This is a genomic window from Kitasatospora sp. HPM-01-4 (assembly GCF_051374625.1).
Classification (GTDB): domain Bacteria; phylum Actinomycetota; class Actinomycetes; order Streptomycetales; family Streptomycetaceae; genus Kitasatospora.
This window is the reverse complement of sequence record NZ_JBPQGP010000005.1, coordinates 1682699-1700707: the sequence shown is the minus strand read 5'-3', so window position 1 is coordinate 1700707 and position 18009 is coordinate 1682699. Positions and strand designations below refer to the sequence as shown.

Genomic DNA, 18009 nt, shown 5'->3' with positions numbered 1-18009 from the left:
CCGGTGTTTCATCCACAGCTTCGCCTTCCGGTCGGTGGCTGGATTTCGCCGATCGGAGACCCACGCTCCGTGGTGGAGCGGGTCTTCTGTGTGACCACATTGGCGTGATGCCGGGGAAGCAGCGATGAAATTTCTGAAGATTTCTCAGATCCAGCTCTCTGCTGCGGCGGTGAGCGCTCTGCGGGCGTCGGCGTCGTACAGTGCGCTCGACGCGAGGAGGTCGAAGACCTTCCGGTACTGGGCGACTTCCTCGGGAAGGCCGAGCCGTAGTTCAGCGCTGACGACCTCGACGATGACCTGCTTGTCATCGAAGATCCAGAACCCGTGCGCGGGTGAAACCGGCAGCCGCTTCCGGAACGGGATGACACCGAGCCGGACGGCCGGAAGCGTCGTCGCAGAGACCAGTCGGTCAATCTGGGCACGCATGACCTGGGCTGAGGCGACGCCGTACAGCAGGGCGGCCTCCGTCAGCAAGATGTGCCAGCGCTTCCGCCCTGGCGAGTACAGGGCCTCCTGCCGGGCCAGCCGGGCCGCTACGGCCGCGTCGGTGTCCTGCGGGCTGTCGTTCAGTCGAGCATGTTCGCGGAAGCGGGCTGCGGCGTAATCGGCTGTCTGCAGCAGGCCCGGCACCCAGCAGGTTTCGAACACTCGGAGGGTGTCGGCGGCCGCCTCGGTCTCGGCCCACGATCGCTGCACGACGGCATGACCTTCGCGGAGCTGACGACGCCACTCCGCGTATCTGCCGTCCAAATCCCGCAACAGCACCAGTAGTTCGCCGGCGGCCTCCGGGGCGCCGCAGGCGGCCACCCAGTCCCGGATGTCGCCGGCGGTGGGGGCCTGGCGGCCAAGCTGGATCTTGGAGACCTTGCTCGGTGGCCAGCCCAGACGCTGCGCCAGGGTGCGGCCGTCGAGTTCGGCGGCCACCCGGATGGAGCGGAGGCGGCCGCCGAGCTCTTCGCGGGCTTCGTGGACGCCCTGACGTGCGGTGCTCAACGCGGCGGATGCTCCTTGACGAACTCCCGGTACGGCCGGGCGTGGTGGAATGCGGCATCCAGCCAGCGCGCATGCTCGACAACCACGGCCGGATCCGTGACGATCTCTGCTCCGAGCAGTTGACCCTCATCGGTGAACTGCAGGATAGCGAGTGTGTGGGAGTCGAACAGCCAGTAGTCGCGGTCCGGCAGACACAGGCTGTCTGCCGTAGCGCGGTCGAGATAGCGGATGTCTTCGCCAGCGGCCGTGTTGCTCTCGGCAAGGTGGAGCTCGTACCGCAGGTAGTCGGTCAGTTCCGGTGGCACCACACGGACCCGCGCGACGGTCTTCCCGGCCCCCGTCTGCTGCCGCATGGTGCTGAGCCACGGCTCGAACCAGTCGAGATCGACATCGTCGCCGCTGACGAACTGGTCGAACGACTCGCGCTCGTTCTCGATGTCGTAGTGCGTGCGGGTCTCCAGCCGACGGGCGGTGTGGGCGAAGTCGGCGAACAGCGCGTCGAACTCGGCACCGGTGACGAGACCGGACGAGGCTGAGGGCGTCCTCGGGATGAAGCGCTCCAACAGCTCGCGTGGCACTTCGAGGATGTCCTCATCGTCGGCCAGGTCTCATACGTCACCGTACGCCTGGTCTTCAGGGCGGATCTTCCAGCCTTGGATGACGACGGTGTCCCGGTCGGTCTCATAGACCGCCGGGCAGCCGCCACCACCACCGCTGTTGCTTCCGATGAACCGTAGCCGCATGTCGAGCTCCCTTGGCCGAGAATTTCTCTGAGTTTCTTCCCTCTGCCAGGGGCGGGAAAGATGTGTTCTGGCCAACCGGACGCACGTGGCGGCGCCTCCTCGTCAGGCTTGCACGGTGGGCCGGACGACGATCTCGCTGACGTCGACGCCGTCGGGCTGCTCGATCGCGTAGCCGATGGCGGAGGCGATGGCCGAGGGCGGCATGCCGATCTCGTCGCGCTGCCGGGTCATCGCGGCCGCGATCTCGGGGCTGGCTCCCTTGCCGATGCCTTCGGTGTTGGTGAAGCCGGGGGAGACGAGGGTGACTCGCAGGTCGGGTCCCGATTCCTGGCGCAGGCCCTCGGTGAGCACCTTCACTGCCGTCTTGGTGGCCGCGTACACGGCCTGGGGGGTTTTGACGACGTAGGCCGCGGTGGAGCCGACGTTGATGAAATGGCCGGAGCGCTGTCGGCGGAAGACGGGAAGAGCTGCCCCGATGCCGTTGAGCAGGCCGGTGATGTGGGTGGAGACCATGGCGTCCCAGTCGTCCTGGCACAGGTCGTCGAACGGGGAGACGGCCATCGTGCCCGCGTTGGAGATGAGGACGTCGAGCCGGCCGAACCGGTCGAGGGCCGTGTCCGTCAGGCGCCGGAGGTCTTCGCGGCGCGTGACGTCGACGATGACGCCGACGGCGGTTCCGCCCTTTGCCGTGATGCCGTCCACGACAGCGCTCAGCTGGTCCTCGCGCCGGGCTCCGAGCACGAGCCGGGCACCCTTTTCGGCGAGGTGGGTCGCGGTCGCTTCGCCGATGCCGCTGCTGGCACCTGTGATCGCAATGACCTTGCCCTGGATTCTCGACATGATCAGGTTCCTTCCGAGGGGCGTGCGCCGGTCAGCGCGTTGACCTACAGTTGAAACGGGGTCGCCCCCACTTACTGGAGAGATTAAGTGGGGACGCCCCCGTTTAGCAATCCGAGACGCCTCTGAGAAGGGATGGCGAGACTGATGGCCGACGAAGCGCACCGTCCGTTGCGCGCTGACGCACGGCGCAACAGGGAGAAGATCCTCACGGCTGCTGCGCGCGTGTTCACGACGGAGGGGCTGGACGCGCAGATGGAGCGCATCGCCAAGGAAGCGGGCGTGGGCAGCGCCACCCTGTACCGCAACTTCCCCACCCGGGAAGCCCTGGTCGAAGCGGTCTACCGCAACGAGGTGGCCCACCTGTGCGACGCCGCCCCCGCTCTGCTCGCACAGAAGTCGCCTGACGAGGCCCTGCGCGCGTGGACACGCCTGTTCCTGGACTACGTCACCGCCAAGTACGGCATGATCGACGCCCTGCGTGCCATCGCCGCGACGGGAAGCAATCCTTATGGTCACAGCCGGGAAATGATCCAGGCCGCCATCACCTCACTCATGGACGCTTGCACGGCCGCCGGAACGATCCGCACTGACATCCAGCCCACCGACATCGGTGCTGCCCTGGAAGGCATCGCCCTCACCTCGGCGGGTGCTGCACAGCGACAGCAGGCGGAGCGCCTGCTCGACCTCACCCTGGACGGCCTCATGGTCCGCCCGTGAGGACACGTGCGTGGGTCCGCTCCGCCACGGCGGGGCCTCGGGCGGTCATTCTTCGCCCTCGTCGTCCTCGTCGAGACCGCCGGCGCCCGGGTCGCGCAGCGGGCGCAGGCCGCCGTCGACGGGGGTGGAGGCGCGGCACCGGCACCGGCAGCGGCACCGGCACCGGCACCCGGTGGACGGTAGCCATCCGCGCCCACCGGGCTTCCGGAGAAACCTGACGCCGCATCCCGGAGCTGTGCTGGACGTCCAAGATCGATCTCAGTGCCGACCACGGTTCGATTGATCCCCGGGGTCGGGGCCCTTGGTGATGACGGTGCACGTGAGGTGCTGACAGCGGCGTGACAACTGCTGATCTTGCGTGACTGCGGTCTGTCCGGCGGATCAGCGCAGGCAGTACAGGTCGTCCCTCAGCAGGTTGCTGTGAATGTCCAGGTGGTAGAAGTCGGTGCACTGCTGCCAGATGTAGCCCCAGGAAGCCGCCATGCTCATGGCGGAGTTGTGTGCGGCGGCCGGGGTGGGTCCGTAGCCGGTGAAGGTCATCGAGTCCTTCGGGGTGGCTGCGGTCGCGGTTGCGGCGCTGGCGCCCGTGAGGAGAGCCAGTGCGGCTGTTGCGGTGACGATGGCGCGCTTGAGGGAGGTCACGGGGTGCTCCTTCGCTCGGCGAACGGGCTCTGCGCCCGCATGAGTTGCGGTGACGACTCGTCACGTCACGTACATGATAAGTGGGATGGGTGACCGCGGTGGGCGGATTGAGTGAAGTGGGGCCCTGCTGCTTGGCGTCGCGACTGCATAACTCCCGGCCGTATGTGGCAAGTTGGGAGATGCTGCTCTCGTGGATGCGGGCCTGGCTGAGTGTGCGCTGGGCGTCGCGGGTGACTTCACGTCGATCGGCGACCTGTTGAGCCGCCATATGGGGCCGGCTGTCGCGAGAGGTCGAATCGCGGTGGACGAGTGGCTCGGCGCGGAACGGAGCCGATGCTCCCCGGGTTCTCCCCGAAGGTATCCAAGTGCCGGGCGGTGTGACAGTGCGTCAGCTCTGCCCCGGTTCGCCGGTCGGCCCGTTGTCGGACCGGCCGACCGGCGAACCGGTCGGTCAGACGCTCGCGGTGTAGTCGTAGAAGCCGCGGCCGGACTTGCGGCCGAGCAGGCCCGCGTCCACCATCCGGGACAGCAGCGGGGGAGCGGCGTACAGCGGCTCCTTGTACTCGTCGTACATCGACTCGGCGATGGAGACGATGGTGTCCAGGCCGATCAGGTCGCACAGGCGCAGCGGGCCCATCGGGTGGGCGCAGCCGGCCTCCATGCCCTTGTCGATGTCGGAGGCGGTGGCCACCCCCGACTCGAACATCCGGACCGCCGAGAGCAGGTACGGGACCAGCAGTGCGTTGACCACGAAGCCGGCCCGGTCGCGGGCCCGGATCGGCTCCTTGCCGAGCGCCTGCACGGCGAAGGCCTCGACCCGGGTGGTGGTCTCGGCCGAGGTGGTGAGGGTCGGGATGACCTCCACCAGCTTCTGCACCGGGGCCGGGTTGAAGAAGTGCAGGCCGATCACCTGCTCCGGGCGGGAGGTCGCGGCGGCGAGCTTGACGATCGGGATCGAGGAGGTGTTGGAGGCCAGGATGGCGTCCCGGCGCTCGACGACCCGGTCCAGGGTCTGGAAGATCTGGACCTTGATGTCCTCGCGTTCGGCGACCGCCTCGACCACCAGGTCGCGGTCGGCGAACTCGGCGAGGTCGGTGGTGAAGGTGAGCCGGGCGAGCGTCTCCTCGCGCTGCTCCTCGGTCAGCTTGCCACGCCGGACGGCGGTCTCCAGGGAGTTGGTCAGCCTGGTACGGCCCAGTTCGAGGGCTTCGCCGTTGGCCTCGGAGACCAGGACCTCCAGGCCCGAGCGGGCGAAGACCTCGGCGATGCCCGACCCCATGAGGCCGCAGCCGATCACTCCGACGCGCACGATGTCACTCACGCAGTTGCCCTTCATGGTGATGCTGGGGTTGGCCCAGCGCGGTGCTGTGGTTCAGCCGGCGGCGCGTCCAGCCTGGTGAGCCGTCCACATCGCCTCGACGACGGTACTACTTGTGCTAACGCTCGTTCGCGTCCGGTCGGCGTTGAGCCGTGCTTAGACCGACCGGATGAGATGCGCCGCGTTCGCCGGTGCTCCGCCGCCGGGCCGAGTCGCCTGGCCGTCGCCCGCCCGCCAGAATCCAGAGGTCGAACCAGCCGAGGCGAGAGCGGGGAGCAGGGATGCCGACAGGATCGCTCACAGGACAGGTCGGCCTGATCACCGGGGCGGGGCGCGGGATCGGCCGGGAGATCGCGATCGGCCTGGCCGCCGAGGGCATGGCCGTCGGGCTGGTCGGCCGCACCCACGAGACCCTGACCGACACGCTCAAGGAGTGCGCGGACCACGGTGCGCGCGGCATCGCGGTGACCGCCGACGTGTGCCGCCCGGGCGCGGTCCGCGAAGCCGTCCGGGCGGTGGAACGGGACCTCGGACCGGTCGACTTCCTGGTCAACAACGCCGGTCAGGTGGACCCGGCCGAGGTGCCGCTGTGGGAGGCGGACGCCAACCAGTGGTGGCAGGTGGTGGAGACCAACCTGCGCGGCCCGTTCAACCTGATGCGCTGCGTGCTGCCCACCATGGTGGAGCGCGGCAGCGGCCGGGTGCTCAACCTCAACTCCGGCTTCGCGCTGCGCCCGGACGGCCGCTACACCGCCTACGCCACCTCCAAGGGCGCCCTGCTCCAGCTCTCCGACAACATCGCCGACTCGCTCGCCGCCCACCAGGTCGTGGTGCTCGACATCAGCCCCGGTGCGGTGGCCACCGACATGACCGCGGGGATGCCGATGTTCGCCGACAAGACCGAGTGGGGCAGCATTCCGTACATGGTCGCCATCGCGGTGGACGTCGCCCGGGGGCGCTTCGACTCGCTGCACGGCCGGTTCATCCACGCGGGACGGGACAACCTGGAGGAACTGCTCTCCCAGGCCGAGGCGATCCGCGAGGCGGACGCCCGTACGCTGCGGCTGCGCCCGTACGGGCCGGGGGATCCGATGGCCTGAGGCCGTGTCAGGAGTGGGAAGCCGCCCGGCAGGGTGGGGCGGGGCCGCGCACGCGGTGGCCGCCGGGGCGCGGGGCTCTGATCGGTCAGCCGAGTGCGCGGGCGGCCCGCCGCGAAGGCGGTCCGGCTCACCGCGAAGGCGGTCGGCTTCCCGCGAGGCTCCGCGCCCCCGGAATTCAGGCGAGCGCGGCGAGTTCCTCCAGGGAGAGGCTGCCGGGCGGGCGCCCGGTGCGGGCGAACTCCGTGGCGAGGCGTTGCAGGGCCTCGTTGACCGGGGTCGGGACCCCGTGCAGGCGGCCGAGGAGCACCACCTCGCCGTTCAGGTAGTCCGTCTCGATGGTGCCGGTGCCCCGGATCAGGCTCTGGGTGGACGAGCTGCCGACCCGCTCCTCGCCCTCCAGAGGCTGCAGCTGGACCCGGTCGCCGCGGTCCGCCAGCAGCTCCTCGACGGTCGTGTAAGGGATCCCGGCGGCGTGCAGCACCGCCTCGTACTCCTGCTGAACCCGTCGGTACACCTTCAGCCGCAGGTCGTCGGTGATCGGACCGGCGACCGCCTCCAGCGCGTTGGCCACGTTGCCGAGGAGCTTGCCGTACTTCCAGCGCATCACGTCCTCGCTGACGGGAGCGGCGAAGACCGACTTCTCCAGGTCGGCCGAGATCCGCCGGGCGGTGTCGTCGCTGCCGGAGGGGTAGCGGCCGAGGCGCAGGATGCCGCTGAGCGGTGCGCCGGAGGCGGAGACCCGGCCCGGCTCCAGGTGGGTGGCGGGCACCACGACGCACATCCCGTACACCCGGCGGAAGCGGCGCAGGGCGAGCCGTTCGTTCTCCACGCCGTTCTGGGCGCAGACGAGGGGCAGCATCTCACCCGCCGTGCGGCCGCTGTCCGCACCGCCGATGACCGGGAGGGGCGCCCACTCGGTCAGGGCCCCCTCGGTGTGCTGGGTCTTCACGGCCAGGACCAGGACGTCGTCGGACCGCAGCTCGATCTCGGCCGGGCCCGGGACCGTGGGGATGGGCAGCGCCCGTACGCCCTCCGGGGTGGAGAACCGCAGCCCGCCCGTGCGCAGTGCGGCGCCGTGCGCACCACGCGCGACCAGCACCACCTCGAACCCGCCCTCGTACAGTCGTCCGCCGATCGTGCCACCGATGGCCCCGGCGCCGATGATGATGTAGCGCATGGCCAGCAGCCAAGCACAGATGCCCAGTTGGGCACAGGTGCTACGCGCGGAGAGCCTGCGGGTTACGCGCAGAGCTGACTTGCGGTCACGGCGCTCAGACCGGCTTCGGCGAGGCCGTCGAGGATCCTGGGCATGGCCTCCACGGTGCCCCGGTGGCCCATGTGCAGGGCGACCACCGAGCCTGAGATGGCGGCCTTGAGCACCCGGCGCTGCACCACCTCGGCGCCCGGGTCGGTGTAGTCGCGAGGGTCCACGTCGTAGGAGAGGCAGTGCTCGTACCCGGCCAGCCTGGCCTGTTCGCGGACCATCGGGGTGGCGTACTGGGCGGCGGAGGGCCGGAACCAGCGGCCGATCGAGCCGGTGAGCCGCAGCAGCCGGTCGGCGCACTGCTGCACCTCGGCCCTGGCCTGGGCGACCGGCATCCGGGAGATGTCCCGGTGGTTCTGCGTGTGGTTGCCGAGCTCGTGGCCGCCGTCCAGGATCCGGCGGGCCATCTGCGGCTGCTGGTCCAGCCAGCTTCCGACGACCAGCACGGTGAGCCGGGCGCCGTGCTGCTCGGCGGCGGTGAGCAGCGCCAGTGCGAGGGCCGGGTCGCCCTGGCCGTGGAAGGTGAGCGCGACCTGCGGCCGGTCGCGCGGGCCGTTGACCACCTCGACGGGGGTGTCGGGGGAGAGCGGCGGTAACTGCGGCGGGCTCGGGCTCGCCGGGGCGGGAGTGGTGGCGGGCGCGGCGGGTGCGGAGCCCGTGGCCGAAGGACCGGTACCCGGTTGGTTCCGCGCCGACGCGCCACCGCCGTCGCCACAGGCGGCGGTGACCCCGGTGGCGGCGGTGAGAGCGGCCAGCCCGGCCGTGGAACGCAGCACAGTGCGGCGGTCGACAGTCATCGCGGGTCAGCCTAAGCAGCTCCGAATGGCTCTGCGACTCGGACGCGCTGAGGGGGCCGGGTGGATTCCCGGCTGCGGAAGTTGACCAGGTCGGCCTTCGGAATGGGGAGTTGTCCGGCTTGGTTGACTTCGAATGGGGCTCTGTGGCACGGTCGAACGCGAAGGTACCGGGGCCCGCCCTGCCGAGCAGGTGGGCCCGTCCGTCCGACCGCGCGAGCCAGGAGGTGATTCGGGATGAGTCCCGAAGGAAGTCCTTGCACGCAGCGCACGGCCGCCTGATCCCGACCTGATCGGCTGCTGACGGCCCCCGAGCGCTGCAGACGCGCGGCCGAGCCCTTCCTGTCGAGCTCCGTTCCGCCGGTCGGGGCCGTTTCGGCCTTCCGAGCGCCGGAGACCTCCGAGCTCTTGAGACCACCGTCCTCCTGAGACTGCCATGCCCCCTGGGACCACCGGGTTCCGGGGTGCGGCGGGTTCCGGGCAGCGGCGAGGTCCTTTTTCCGGCCGCGCGCCCCCCTGTCCGAGCGGGGCACTGTCCGCTGCCCCGCCAGCTTTCCGATTCTTCCGCGCGCACGGTCCGGCTTCCTGCCGCCAGCCGGCGATGCCGTCATGCCCTGGCGCGCGGACGGAGGTTTGCCATGACCGATCTGATGACCCCTCAGCGCCTGGCTCCGCCGGGCTCCGCACCCACCAAGTCCCGTACCCGTCGCGAGCGCAAGGCCGCCGAGCTGCAGGCCCGTACCCGGGCGGTCGGCGAGCGGCTGGCCGCGCTGAGCGCCCGCCCGGCCGCCGAGGTGCTGGCCGAGCTGGAAGCCTCCCGGCACGGCCTGCGCTTCCAGGAGGCCGCCCGGCGGCTGGCGGAGCACGGTCCCAACACCGTCGCCCAGGAGCGCGCGCCGCACTGGGCCGTCCAGCTGGCCAAGGCCTTCGCCAACCCGTTCATCCTGGTGCTGACCGGGCTCGACCTGGTGATGTACCTGACCGGGGACCACACCGGAGCCGTGATCATCTCCAGCATGGTGCTGATCAGCGTGCTGCTCCGGTTCGTCCAGGAGTTCCGCTCCAGCCGGGCCGCCGCCGCGCTGCGGGCACTGGTCACCACCACGACCGCGGTCCAGCGCCGGGCCGGGCGCTCCGGCGGGCCGTCGGTGCAGGAGGTGCCGATGGAGCGGGTGGTGCCCGGCGACATCGTCCGGCTGGCCGCCGGCGACCTGGTCCCGGCCGATCTGCGGCTGCTGGCGGCCAAGGATCTGATGATCAGCCAGGCGGCGCTCTCCGGTGAGTCGCTGCCGGTCGCCAAGGCCGACACCCGTACCGCCGACCTCGGGCAGCAGGGGACCGGCGACCCCGTCGAGGCCGACAACCTGGCGCTGATGGGCACCTCGGTGACCTCCGGCACGGCGAGCGGGGTGGTGGTCGCCACCGGGTCGGACACCTACTTCGGCTCGATGGCCAGCTCGCTCACCGGCGCGCGCCCCGAGACCGGCTTCGACACCGGCGTGCGCAGGGTCAGCTTCCTGCTGATCCGCTTCATGCTGGTGATGGTCCCGGTGGTGTTCGCCCTCAACGGCCTGACCAAGGGGGACTGGGGCGAGGCCTTCCTGTTCGCGGTCGCGGTCGCGGTCGGGCTCACCCCCGAGATGCTGCCGATGGTGGTCACCACCAACCTCGCCAAGGGTGCCGTCTCGATGTCCCGGCGCAAGGTCGTGGTCAAGCGGCTGAACGCGATCCAGAACCTGGGCGCGATGGACGTGCTCTGCACCGACAAGACCGGCACGCTCACCGAGGACCGGATCGTCCTCGACCGCTACCTCGACGTGCACGGCGGCGCGGATGACGAGGTGCTCCAGTACGCCTACCTCAACAGCCACTTCCAGACCGGCCTGCGCAACCTGCTGGACCAGGCCGTCATCGACCGGGTGGACGAGGCCGAGGAGGTTGTCGTCGATGCCCGTTTCACGATGATCGACGAGATCCCCTTCGACTTCGCCCGCCGCCGGATGTCCGTCGTACTCTCCCGCAACGACCTGCTGGAGGATGCCGAAAGCGCCGAGCACATCCTGATCACCAAGGGCGCGGTCGAGGAGGTCCTCGGTCTGTGCAGCCACCTGATGGACCGGGGTGAGCGCCGGCCGCTCGACCCGCAACTGCGCGCCCGCGCCACCCGGACCGCCGAGGACAACAACCGCGAGGGCCTGCGGGTGCTGGCCGTCGCCGTCCGCAGCCTGCCGCCGGTCCGTGACACCTACTCGGTCGCGGACGAGGACGGGCTCACCCTGGTCGGGTTCCTGGCCTTCCTCGACCCGCCGAAGGCCGATGCCGCCGAGGCCCTGCGCGCACTCGCCGACCACGGTGTCACGGTCAAGGTCGTCACCGGCGACAACGAACTGGTCGCCGCCCGGGTCTGCGCGGAGGTGGGCCTGGACGTCGGCGAGGTGGTCACCGGCGCCCGCATCGACGCCCTGGACGACGCCGAACTGCGTGAACTCGCCGCCCGCACCACGGTCTTCGCCAAGGCCAACCCGGTGCAGAAGGCCCGGATCGTCCGCGCGCTGCAGGCGGACGGCCACACCGTCGGCTTCCTCGGCGACGGCATCAACGACGCCGCCGCGCTGCGCGAGTCCGACGTCGGCATCTCGGTGGACACGGCGGTGGACATCGCCAAGGAGTCGGCCGACATCATCCTGCTGGAGAAGGACCTCACGGTGCTCGAGCAGGGTGTGCTGCAGGGCCGGACCACCTTCGGCAACACCATCAAGTACATCAAGATGACGGCCAGTTCGAACTTCGGCAACGTCTTCTCGGTCCTGGTGGCCAGCGCGTTCATCCCGTTCCAGCCGATGCTCGCCGGTCAGCTGCTGGTGCAGAACCTCGCGTACGACGTGTCCCAGCTGGCCACCCCGTGGGACCGGATGGACCGCGAGTACCTGCGCCGGCCACGGCGCTGGGACCCGCGCGGGATCGGGCGGTTCATGCTGGTGATGGGCCCGGTCAGCTCGGTCTTCGACATCACCACCTTCCTGCTGATGTGGCACGTCTTCGCGGCGAACACCGACGCCGGCCAGTCGCTGTTCCAGAGCGGCTGGTTCGTGGAGGGGCTGCTCACCCAGACCCTGGTGGTGCACATGCTGCGCACCCGGAAGATCCCGTTCATCCAGTCGCGGGCCTCGCTGCCGGTGATCGTGATGACCGTACTGGTGATGGGCTTCGGCCTGGTACTGCCGTTCACGCCCTTGGCTGCGGGACTCGGCATGGAACCGCTGCCGGTGGCGTACTTCCCGTGGCTGGCCGGGACCTTGCTGGGGTACTGCCTGCTCACCCAGGTGGTGAAGGGCTGGTACATCCGGCGCTTCAACAGCTGGCTCTGACCCCCGGGGGTGCGGGGAGCCGCCCGGACGGCGCCGCCGTGCGGACGGCTCCCCGCACCCCGGTCACGGCTCCATGGCGGCGACGGCCCGGGCGAGGGCGTCCGGGTCGTCGAGCATGATGTTGTGGCCGCTGCCGGGCACGGCGACGACCGAGACCCCGGCCTCGGCGAGCTCGGCAGCGCCGGGCAGCGGCCCGTCGTCGGCCGGGTACAGGAAGGTACGGGGGATGCTCAGATCGAGCAGCTGCCGGCGCATCACCGGCTCGCTGCCCCGGCACAGGTGCACCGAGCTGCGGTGCAGCGCCTCCCGCCCGGCCAGCCGCATGGTCGACCACCAGTGCGAGCCGGCCACCCGCTCGGTCTCCGCCCAGCCGGAGGCCAGGAACTCCTCCTCGGAGTACCAGGCGATCCGCCCGCTGCCCAGCCACTTCGGGCCGGGGGTCACCGGATCCAGATTGGCGTCCAGCAGGACCAGGCCGCGGACCAGGTGCGGATGGCGGGTGGCCAGCACGATCGCCACCGAGCCGCCCATGCTGTGCGCGACCAGCTGCGCCTGCTCGACCCCGGCCGCCTCGATCGCCGCCGCCAGGGCGTCGGCGTGCGACTCGAGGGTGTAGTCGAAGTCGGTCGGACGGTCGCTGATCCCGAAGCCGAGCAGGTCGACGAGGAGCGAGCGGCGGCCGGCCAGCAACGGGTGCAGCGCGGCCTCGGTGAAGTACGGGAGCGAGCTCGCTCCCAGCCCGTGGACGTACACCCTGGCCGGTTCGGCGCCGGGGAGTTCGACCCAGCGGATCAGGTCTCCGCCGGCGGTGACAGCGGCACTACGCATGCTCGGCCACCTTCTCCTTCCATTCCTGGTGGACCGTGTACACCCGCTGCCAGAGCGCCTCGCGCTCGGCGGGGCCCACCTCGGCCAGGGCCAGACCGAAGCGGTCGGCCAGGGTGGCGTACCACTCGCCCGGGTCGGTTATCTCGTGGCGGTGCCGCCCGCCGGCGTCGAGGCGGACCAGCATGCAGCCCCGCAGCGCGTCCACACCCTCGGCATCCCGGCGGATGGCGCAGACCGCACGGGCGAACGGGGACTCGGGCGAGGTCGAGAGCCACCGGTGCTTGGCCTCGAAGTCGGCCTGCCGGGCGGGCCCGGAGAGGAAGTCCATCCCGAGCAGCGAGCCCTGCGGATCGTGATCGAAGCGCCAGTCGCCGACCTCGGCCTTCGAGGCGGCCAGCCGGTACCTGAACGGGCCCTGCCGGTAGTCCCCCTCGCGCAGCGGCAGCGGCTCGTACAGGCCGTCGCCGAGGCCGACGTCCACCAGCCAGCGCTCGCCCTCGCAGTCCACCGTGAGCACCAGGTGGTCCCCGCTCGCCCCGGCCCCGGCACCGGGGTCGCGGTCCTGCACCCCGCCGATGTGCCACTCCACCTGGAAGCCGAGCGCCGCCAGCAGCGTGCCGAAGGCGCCGTTCAGATGGAAGCAGTACCCGCCGCGGCCCCGGAGCACCCGGGCCGTCGAATCCGCCGGATCGATCGTGGTCGGGCGGCCCAGGTGGATGTCCAGTGTCTCGTACGGCACTTGCTCGACATGGGCGCGGTGCAGAGCGAAGAGCGCCGCCACCGACGGCGCGCCGGGCTCGGGCAGGCCGAGACGGCGCAGGTACTGGTCGATCACCGTGCGGTTCAGCATGCGGCTACCCTAGACCGGTCCACTGACAGTGCGTCGGCCGCGGGTTGGCGACCCGTCCGCTGACGGCGCGTCGGCCACGGGCCGGCCTGGGACGGCGGCGTCCGCGAAGGGTTCGCGCGGTCCGTGCCGGTGCTCAGCGGCAGAGCACGTCCCGGCCCGGCCGGTCTCCGCTGACCAGGAAGCCGGTGACCAGCGCATCGCCGCAGGCGTTGCCGTTGGCCAGGTAGGCGTCGTGGCCGCCGGAGTCCACGGACACCATCCGGGCCCGTGAGCCGAAGTCCCGGCGCAGCTTGAGGGCGCCGCTGTAGGGGGTGGCGGGGTCGCGGAGGTTCTGCACCAGGAGGACGTTCGACGGGCCGTCGGGAGTGACCCGCGTCGGTGCCTCGGCCGGCCGGACGGGCCAGAACGCGCAGGGCATCACATTGACCGGCATCCCTGCGGTGAGCGGGTGCGCGGCCCGGTCGGCGGCGGCCGCACCCCGGTAGTCGGCGGTCGGTCCCGGCCAGGCGACGTCGTTGCAGAACGTCCCCACGGAGGCCGCCACGGTGTTCTGCTGCACCTCGTCCGGCGGGTTGTTCGGCGCGGGCAGCTCGGTGCCGTGCAGCGCGGCCAGCATCAGTGCGGCGAGTCTGGGGAAGGCGGCGTCGGAGTAGAGGCTCTCCAGCATCGTCTCGCGCAGCACATTGCCGGTCAGCTGGGGCGGGTTGGCCTGCGGCCAGGGGATCGGCTCGCGGTCGAGGCGGTCCGCGAGGTCGAGGAAGACCTGCCGGACCTCCTGCGGTGTGCCCGCGATCCGGTGGTCACCGCCCGGTGCGGAGGCGAAGCGCGCGAAGTCGGGGAAGCGGTCCTGGGCGCCGACCGCGAAGTTCGCCATCCAGCCGCGCTCGACCCGGCTCGGGTCGGGGTCATCGTTGCTGTCCAGCACCACCCGGTCGGTGCGCTGCGGGAACATCGTCGCGTACACCGCACCCGGGTAGGTCCCGTACGAAGTGCCCCAGGCGGACAGCTTCCGCTCGCCGAGGGCCTGGCGGATCCGGTCGATGTCCCGGGCCTCGTTGCGGGTGCTGATGCTGCGCAGCACGGGACCGCCGTTGTCCGCGCAGGCGGTGGCGATCCGGCGGGCGGTCTCCAGGTTGCGGGTGACACCGCCGTCCGGGTCGGGCCAGGGGCGGAGGTTGGCCATCGCCAGGTCCTCGTGCGCCAGCCGGCAGCTGACCGGGGTGGAGCGGCCCACCCCGCGCGGGTCGAAGCTGACGATGTCGTACGCGTCCCGGACCGCCTGCGGCAGCCGCTTCACGGCGCTCGACGGACTGTTCAGACCGGAGCCGCCGGGCCCGCCCGGGATCAACAGCAGGACGCCTCGGCGCAGTTCGGGACGTTCGCTCGGAATGCGGGAGACCGCGACGGTGATCTGCTCGCCGTGCGGGCGGCCGTAGTCGAGCGGCACCTGGACGGTGGTGCACTGCTGGTGCGGATCCAGGCCGGTGCCCGGGCAGCTGCCCCAGGAGACGGGGCCGCCGACGGCCTGCGAGGCCGGCGCGGTGAGCGACAGGACGGCTGCGGCGGCGGCCAGCGCGGCCGCCGTTCGATTGATGATCGGCATGCCGTGAAGTCTTCTCCAGCGGGCCGCGCCGGCACATCCGGGCAGCAGGCCGGTGCGGGGTGGGGAAATCCCTACCGCCGTGCGGGCGAAGGGCTCTGACGGTCCGTCTGATCTCTGCGGCGGTGCGGGAGGGACACCCCGAGGCAGACGCCGAGGCCGACCAGAGCGGCTCCGGTCAGCTCGCCCGCGCGCAGGGAGCCGGTCCCCAGCGCCGCACCCGACAGCGCGGCCGCCACCGGGCCGCATTTTTTGCGCCGGGAGCTCCCCGCGGCCGAGGTACGCGGGGTCGCGGCCGGGCTCCACCTCTACCTGGACCTGCCGGCCGGCGTCGCGGAGGACGCGGTGGTCGCGGGCGCGGCCGCGCGCGGCGTGCGAGTGGAGCCGGTGGCCGGGATGCGGGTGCGGCCGGGCGGGCCCGCGCTCGCCCTCGGCTACGCGGGACTCACCGAGGGCCGGCTGGCCACGGCTTCCGGGCTGCTGGCCGAGGCCGTCGCGGAGGGGTAGGGGCCGGAGCGCTCGGGGTGCGCGCCCGAGGCGGGGGATCGGGCCCCTCGGGGCGTCGCCGTCACCGGTCGCGATTGCCGGGCGCGCGGGGGACTCGGATAGCCTGAGGGCACGATGAACTGCTTCACAACGCCATGGGGTGAGTTCGAGCTCACCCGCTTCCCCGAGGACCCCCGCGACCAGCTCCGTGCCTGGGACGCCGCCGACGAGTACCTGCTGCGGCACCTCAAGGGGATCGATGGCGAACCCGTCGAGCCGACCGGCACGGTCGTCGTGGTCGGCGACCGCTGGGGTGCGCTGGTCACGGCGCTCGCCGAGCACCGGCCGGTGCAGATCACCGACTCCTACCTCGGCCAGCAGGCGACCCGGGCCAACCTCGCCCGCAACGGGGTCGACGCCGGCGCCGTACGCCTGCTGTCGACCAGGGACACCCCGCCGGACCGGATCGACGTGCTGCTGATCCGCGTCCCCAAGAGCCTCGCGCTCCTGGAGGACCAGCTGCACCGCCTGGCGCCGGGCATCCACCCGGGCACGGTCGTGGTGGGTACCGGCATGGTGACCGAGATCCACACCTCCACGCTCCAGCTGTTCGAGCGGATCATCGGCCCGACCCGTACCTCGCTCGCGGTGAAGAAGGCGCGCCTGATCTTCTGCACCCCGGATCCCGGGCTCACCCCCTCCGCCAGCCCCTGGCCGACCGGTTACGCGCTGCCCGGCGACCTCGGCGCGGCCTCCGGTCTGACCGTCACCAACCACGCGGGTATCTTCTGCGCTGAACGCCTCGACATCGGCACCAGGTTCTTCCTGCGCAACCTGCCGCAGCGCCACGGCCGGGAGCACGTCGTGGACCTCGGCTGCGGCAACGGCGTAGTCGGCACGGCGGCCGCGCTGGCCAATCCGCAGGCCGAGGTGACCTTCATCGACGAGTCGTTCCAGGCCGTGGCCTCGGCCGAGGCCACCTTCCGGGCGAACGTCCGGGGGGACACCAAGGCCGAGTTCCTGGCCGGCGACGCCCTCTCCGCGGTTCCGGCGGGCACGGTCGACCTGGTCCTGAACAACCCGCCCTTCCACTCGCACCAGGCGATGACCGACGCCACCGCCTGGCGGATGTTCACCGGATCCCGCCGCGCGCTCCGCCCCGGCGGCGAACTCTGGGTCATCGGCAACCGCCACCTCGGGTACCACGTCAAGCTCCGTCGGCTGTTCGGCAACTGCCAGGTCGTCACCAGCGACCCCAAGTTCGTCATCCTGCGCTCGGTCAAGAACTGACCGCGGGCCCGGGGCCTCGGGCCGCGCTGCTCGTCAAGTCGGCGGTCCTCGGCGGTAGTTCCGCCACGCCGCACGGAAGCGGGCATCCCCTGGCGGCAGTTGTCACCGCCGTCCCGCCGGCAGGGCGGTGGCCGAGGGCTTCCGCCGTGCCCTGTCCCGAACTCCCGCTCCGCCGCTCAGCGTGAGGCATCGGGACGGACGCGGGTGGCCGTACCGGTGGTAGTGAGGCCGTCGAGTAGGCCGAGCGCCTCCTCGGCGGGGCTTCCGGGAGGCGCCGTGTAGACCACGAGCAGGTGGTGGGCGGCTCCCGGGGCCCGGAAGGTCTCGTAGCCCAGGGCCACCTCCCCGACCTCGGGGTGCCGGAAGCGCTTGGAACCGTGGCTCTTCTCGTGGACGTGGTGGCCGGCCCACAGGGTGCGGAAGGCAGCGCTGCCCAGCGAGAGTTCACCGACCAGGCGCACCAGTTCGGGGTCGTGGGGCCGGCGGCCGGCGGCCATGCGCAGGATGCCGACGGTGGTGCGGGCCGCCTCGTCCCAGTCGGGATGGATCCGCCGGGCGTCCGGAGCGAGGAAGATCTGGCGGGCCATGTTGCGATCGGGCCGGGGGAGGCCGGGGAAGTCGGCGATCAGGGCGGCCGCGAGCCGGTTCCAGGCCAGGACGTCGCTGCGGTCGTTCATGATCATGGCCGGGCCCGTCGTGATGGCCTCGACGACCTGGCGCAGCGCCGGGCGCAGGGCCCGCTCCCGGCCGGTGCCGGTGCTGGGCGCGGTGGTACGGCGGGGCGGCCGGGCCAGGTCGAACAGGTGGGCGCGTTCGGCGGCCCCGAGAAGCAGCGCCCTGCCGAGCGCGTCGAGGACCTCGTCGGAGGGGCGGTCGGCGCGGCCCTGTTCCAGGCGTATGTAGTAGTCGGTGCTGAGCCCGACCAGCTCGGCGACCTCCTCGCGGCGCAGGCCGGGGACGCGGCGGCGGTCGGTCGGCGGCAGGCCCACGTCAGCGGGTGACACCTGGGCCCGGCGGGTACGGAGGTAGTCGCCGAGGCTGTTGGCGATCATGCTCGGGTCGGCCATACGCCTCAGTATGGAGGCCGCACCGGGGCCGCGGTGGCCGGAGGGTGGCCCTGCCGTACCCAGGGAACCGCGGTCCCTTCATCCACCCGACGGTGCCCGCCGACCATCG

Annotated in this window: 17 protein-coding genes; 5 read left to right on the top strand and 12 right to left on the bottom strand. The window is 71.4% G+C overall.

Translation table 11 applies throughout. The features are described 5' to 3' along the window. Positions 1–144: 144 nt before the first annotated feature. The 4 genes from ACSMTC_RS07315 to ACSMTC_RS07300 all read right to left on the bottom strand — a co-directional run bounded on the left by ACSMTC_RS07315 (position 145) and on the right by ACSMTC_RS07300 (position 2576). A complete protein-coding gene (locus tag ACSMTC_RS07315; RefSeq protein ID WP_436558822.1) occupies positions 145–993 on the bottom strand; it encodes a helix-turn-helix domain-containing protein in 849 nt (282 codons plus the stop codon). Next, on the bottom strand, positions 990–1571 hold the full coding sequence (locus tag ACSMTC_RS07310; RefSeq protein ID WP_436558821.1) for a DUF6879 family protein: 582 nt from the start codon (positions 1569–1571) through the stop codon (positions 990–992). Before ACSMTC_RS07310 ends, ACSMTC_RS07315 begins: the two co-directional genes overlap by 4 nt. Before the next feature lie 30 nt (positions 1572–1601). Continuing rightward, on the bottom strand, positions 1602–1736 hold the full coding sequence (locus ACSMTC_RS07305; RefSeq protein ID WP_436558820.1) for a hypothetical protein: 135 nt from the start codon (positions 1734–1736) through the stop codon (positions 1602–1604). 102 nt (positions 1737–1838) lie between these two features. Then, entirely contained in the window at positions 1839–2576 is a 738-nt protein-coding gene (locus ACSMTC_RS07300) for an SDR family oxidoreductase (RefSeq protein ID WP_436558819.1), read from the bottom strand. A gap of 144 nt (positions 2577–2720) precedes the next feature. Here ACSMTC_RS07300 and ACSMTC_RS07295 point away from each other — a divergent pair, with 144 nt between their 5' ends. Then, on the top strand, positions 2721–3293 hold the full coding sequence (locus ACSMTC_RS07295; protein WP_436558818.1) for a TetR/AcrR family transcriptional regulator: 573 nt from the start codon (positions 2721–2723) through the stop codon (positions 3291–3293). A 381-nt stretch (positions 3294–3674) separates the two neighbouring features. On the opposite strand, the gene ACSMTC_RS07290 is transcribed toward ACSMTC_RS07295, so the two are convergent. Together ACSMTC_RS07290 and ACSMTC_RS07285 are read right to left on the bottom strand one after the other, a co-directional pair. Beyond that, positions 3675–3935, bottom strand: coding sequence for a hypothetical protein (locus ACSMTC_RS07290; protein ID WP_436558817.1), 261 nt, complete (start codon positions 3933–3935; stop codon positions 3675–3677). 451 nt (positions 3936–4386) lie between these two features. Continuing rightward, on the bottom strand, positions 4387–5256 hold the full coding sequence (locus ACSMTC_RS07285; RefSeq protein WP_436558816.1) for a 3-hydroxybutyryl-CoA dehydrogenase: 870 nt from the start codon (positions 5254–5256) through the stop codon (positions 4387–4389). Positions 5257–5534: 278 nt separating this feature from the next. Here ACSMTC_RS07285 and ACSMTC_RS07280 point away from each other — a divergent pair, with 278 nt between their 5' ends. Further along, positions 5535–6353, top strand: a complete 819-nt coding sequence (locus ACSMTC_RS07280) for an SDR family NAD(P)-dependent oxidoreductase (protein ID WP_436558815.1) — start codon at positions 5535–5537, stop codon at positions 6351–6353. A gap of 175 nt (positions 6354–6528) precedes the next feature. Here ACSMTC_RS07280 and ACSMTC_RS07275 read toward each other — a convergent pair whose 3' ends face one another. Further along, a complete protein-coding gene (locus ACSMTC_RS07275) occupies positions 6529–7530 on the bottom strand; it encodes a ketopantoate reductase family protein (protein WP_436558814.1) in 1002 nt (333 codons plus the stop codon). 62 nt (positions 7531–7592) lie between these two features. Beyond that, a complete protein-coding gene (locus ACSMTC_RS07270; protein WP_436558813.1) occupies positions 7593–8414 on the bottom strand; it encodes a polysaccharide deacetylase family protein in 822 nt (273 codons plus the stop codon). A gap of 635 nt (positions 8415–9049) precedes the next feature. Here ACSMTC_RS07270 and mgtA point away from each other — a divergent pair. Next, on the top strand, positions 9050–11779 hold the full coding sequence (gene mgtA, locus ACSMTC_RS07265; RefSeq protein WP_436558812.1) for a magnesium-translocating P-type ATPase: 2730 nt from the start codon (positions 9050–9052) through the stop codon (positions 11777–11779). A gap of 63 nt (positions 11780–11842) precedes the next feature. Here mgtA and ACSMTC_RS07260 read toward each other — a convergent pair whose 3' ends face one another. The 3 genes from ACSMTC_RS07260 to ACSMTC_RS07250 all read right to left on the bottom strand — a co-directional run bounded on the left by ACSMTC_RS07260 (position 11843) and on the right by ACSMTC_RS07250 (position 15060). Further along, positions 11843–12607 (bottom strand): alpha/beta fold hydrolase, encoded by a 765-nt coding sequence (locus tag ACSMTC_RS07260; RefSeq protein ID WP_436558811.1) that lies wholly within the window; start codon positions 12605–12607, stop codon positions 11843–11845. Beyond that, complete coding sequence (locus ACSMTC_RS07255) at positions 12600–13457, bottom strand: arylamine N-acetyltransferase family protein (RefSeq protein WP_436558810.1); 858 nt, start codon at positions 13455–13457, stop codon at positions 12600–12602. The genes ACSMTC_RS07260 and ACSMTC_RS07255 overlap by 8 nt, the downstream gene beginning before the upstream one ends. A 133-nt stretch (positions 13458–13590) precedes the next feature. Beyond that, complete coding sequence (locus tag ACSMTC_RS07250) at positions 13591–15060, bottom strand: alpha/beta hydrolase (protein ID WP_436558809.1); 1470 nt, start codon at positions 15058–15060, stop codon at positions 13591–13593. 249 nt (positions 15061–15309) lie between these two features. Here ACSMTC_RS07250 and ACSMTC_RS07245 point away from each other — a divergent pair, with 249 nt between their 5' ends. Together ACSMTC_RS07245 and ACSMTC_RS07240 are read left to right on the top strand one after the other, a co-directional pair. Then, on the top strand, positions 15310–15564 hold the full coding sequence (locus tag ACSMTC_RS07245; protein ID WP_436558808.1) for a hypothetical protein: 255 nt from the start codon (positions 15310–15312) through the stop codon (positions 15562–15564). 114 nt (positions 15565–15678) lie between these two features. Further along, positions 15679–16833, top strand: a complete 1155-nt coding sequence (locus ACSMTC_RS07240; RefSeq protein WP_436558807.1) for a methyltransferase — start codon at positions 15679–15681, stop codon at positions 16831–16833. A 176-nt stretch (positions 16834–17009) separates the two neighbouring features. Here the strand turns inward: ACSMTC_RS07240 and ACSMTC_RS07235 are convergent, their stop codons facing one another. Beyond that, the gene (locus ACSMTC_RS07235; protein WP_436558806.1) at positions 17010–17900 is read right to left on the bottom strand and encodes a helix-turn-helix transcriptional regulator; all 891 of its coding nucleotides are present in this window, start codon (positions 17898–17900) and stop codon (positions 17010–17012) included. Positions 17901–18009: the final 109 nt, after the last annotated feature.

Bases quoted from the DNA above. Each gene is read 5' to 3' on its own strand.
- ACSMTC_RS07305 (WP_436558820.1), bottom strand. From the start codon at position 1,736: ATGCGGCTACGGTTCATCGGAAGCAACAGCGGTGGTGGTGGCGGCTGC.
- ACSMTC_RS07300 (WP_436558819.1), bottom strand. From the start codon at position 2,576: ATGTCGAGAATCCAGGGCAAGGTCATTGCGATCACAGGTGCCAGCAGC.
- ACSMTC_RS07295 (WP_436558818.1), top strand. From the start codon at position 2,721: ATGGCCGACGAAGCGCACCGTCCGTTGCGCGCTGACGCACGGCGCAAC.
- ACSMTC_RS07280 (WP_436558815.1), top strand. From the start codon at position 5,535: ATGCCGACAGGATCGCTCACAGGACAGGTCGGCCTGATCACCGGGGCG.
- ACSMTC_RS07275 (WP_436558814.1), bottom strand. From the start codon at position 7,530: ATGCGCTACATCATCATCGGCGCCGGGGCCATCGGTGGCACGATCGGC.
- ACSMTC_RS07270 (WP_436558813.1), bottom strand. From the start codon at position 8,414: ATGACTGTCGACCGCCGCACTGTGCTGCGTTCCACGGCCGGGCTGGCC.
- mgtA (WP_436558812.1), top strand. From the start codon at position 9,050: ATGACCGATCTGATGACCCCTCAGCGCCTGGCTCCGCCGGGCTCCGCA.
- ACSMTC_RS07260 (WP_436558811.1), bottom strand. From the start codon at position 12,607: ATGCGTAGTGCCGCTGTCACCGCCGGCGGAGACCTGATCCGCTGGGTC.
- ACSMTC_RS07255 (WP_436558810.1), bottom strand. From the start codon at position 13,457: ATGCTGAACCGCACGGTGATCGACCAGTACCTGCGCCGTCTCGGCCTG.
- ACSMTC_RS07250 (WP_436558809.1), bottom strand. From the start codon at position 15,060: ATGCCGATCATCAATCGAACGGCGGCCGCGCTGGCCGCCGCCGCAGCC.
- ACSMTC_RS07240 (WP_436558807.1), top strand. From the start codon at position 15,679: ATGAACTGCTTCACAACGCCATGGGGTGAGTTCGAGCTCACCCGCTTC.
- ACSMTC_RS07235 (WP_436558806.1), bottom strand. From the start codon at position 17,900: ATGGCCGACCCGAGCATGATCGCCAACAGCCTCGGCGACTACCTCCGT.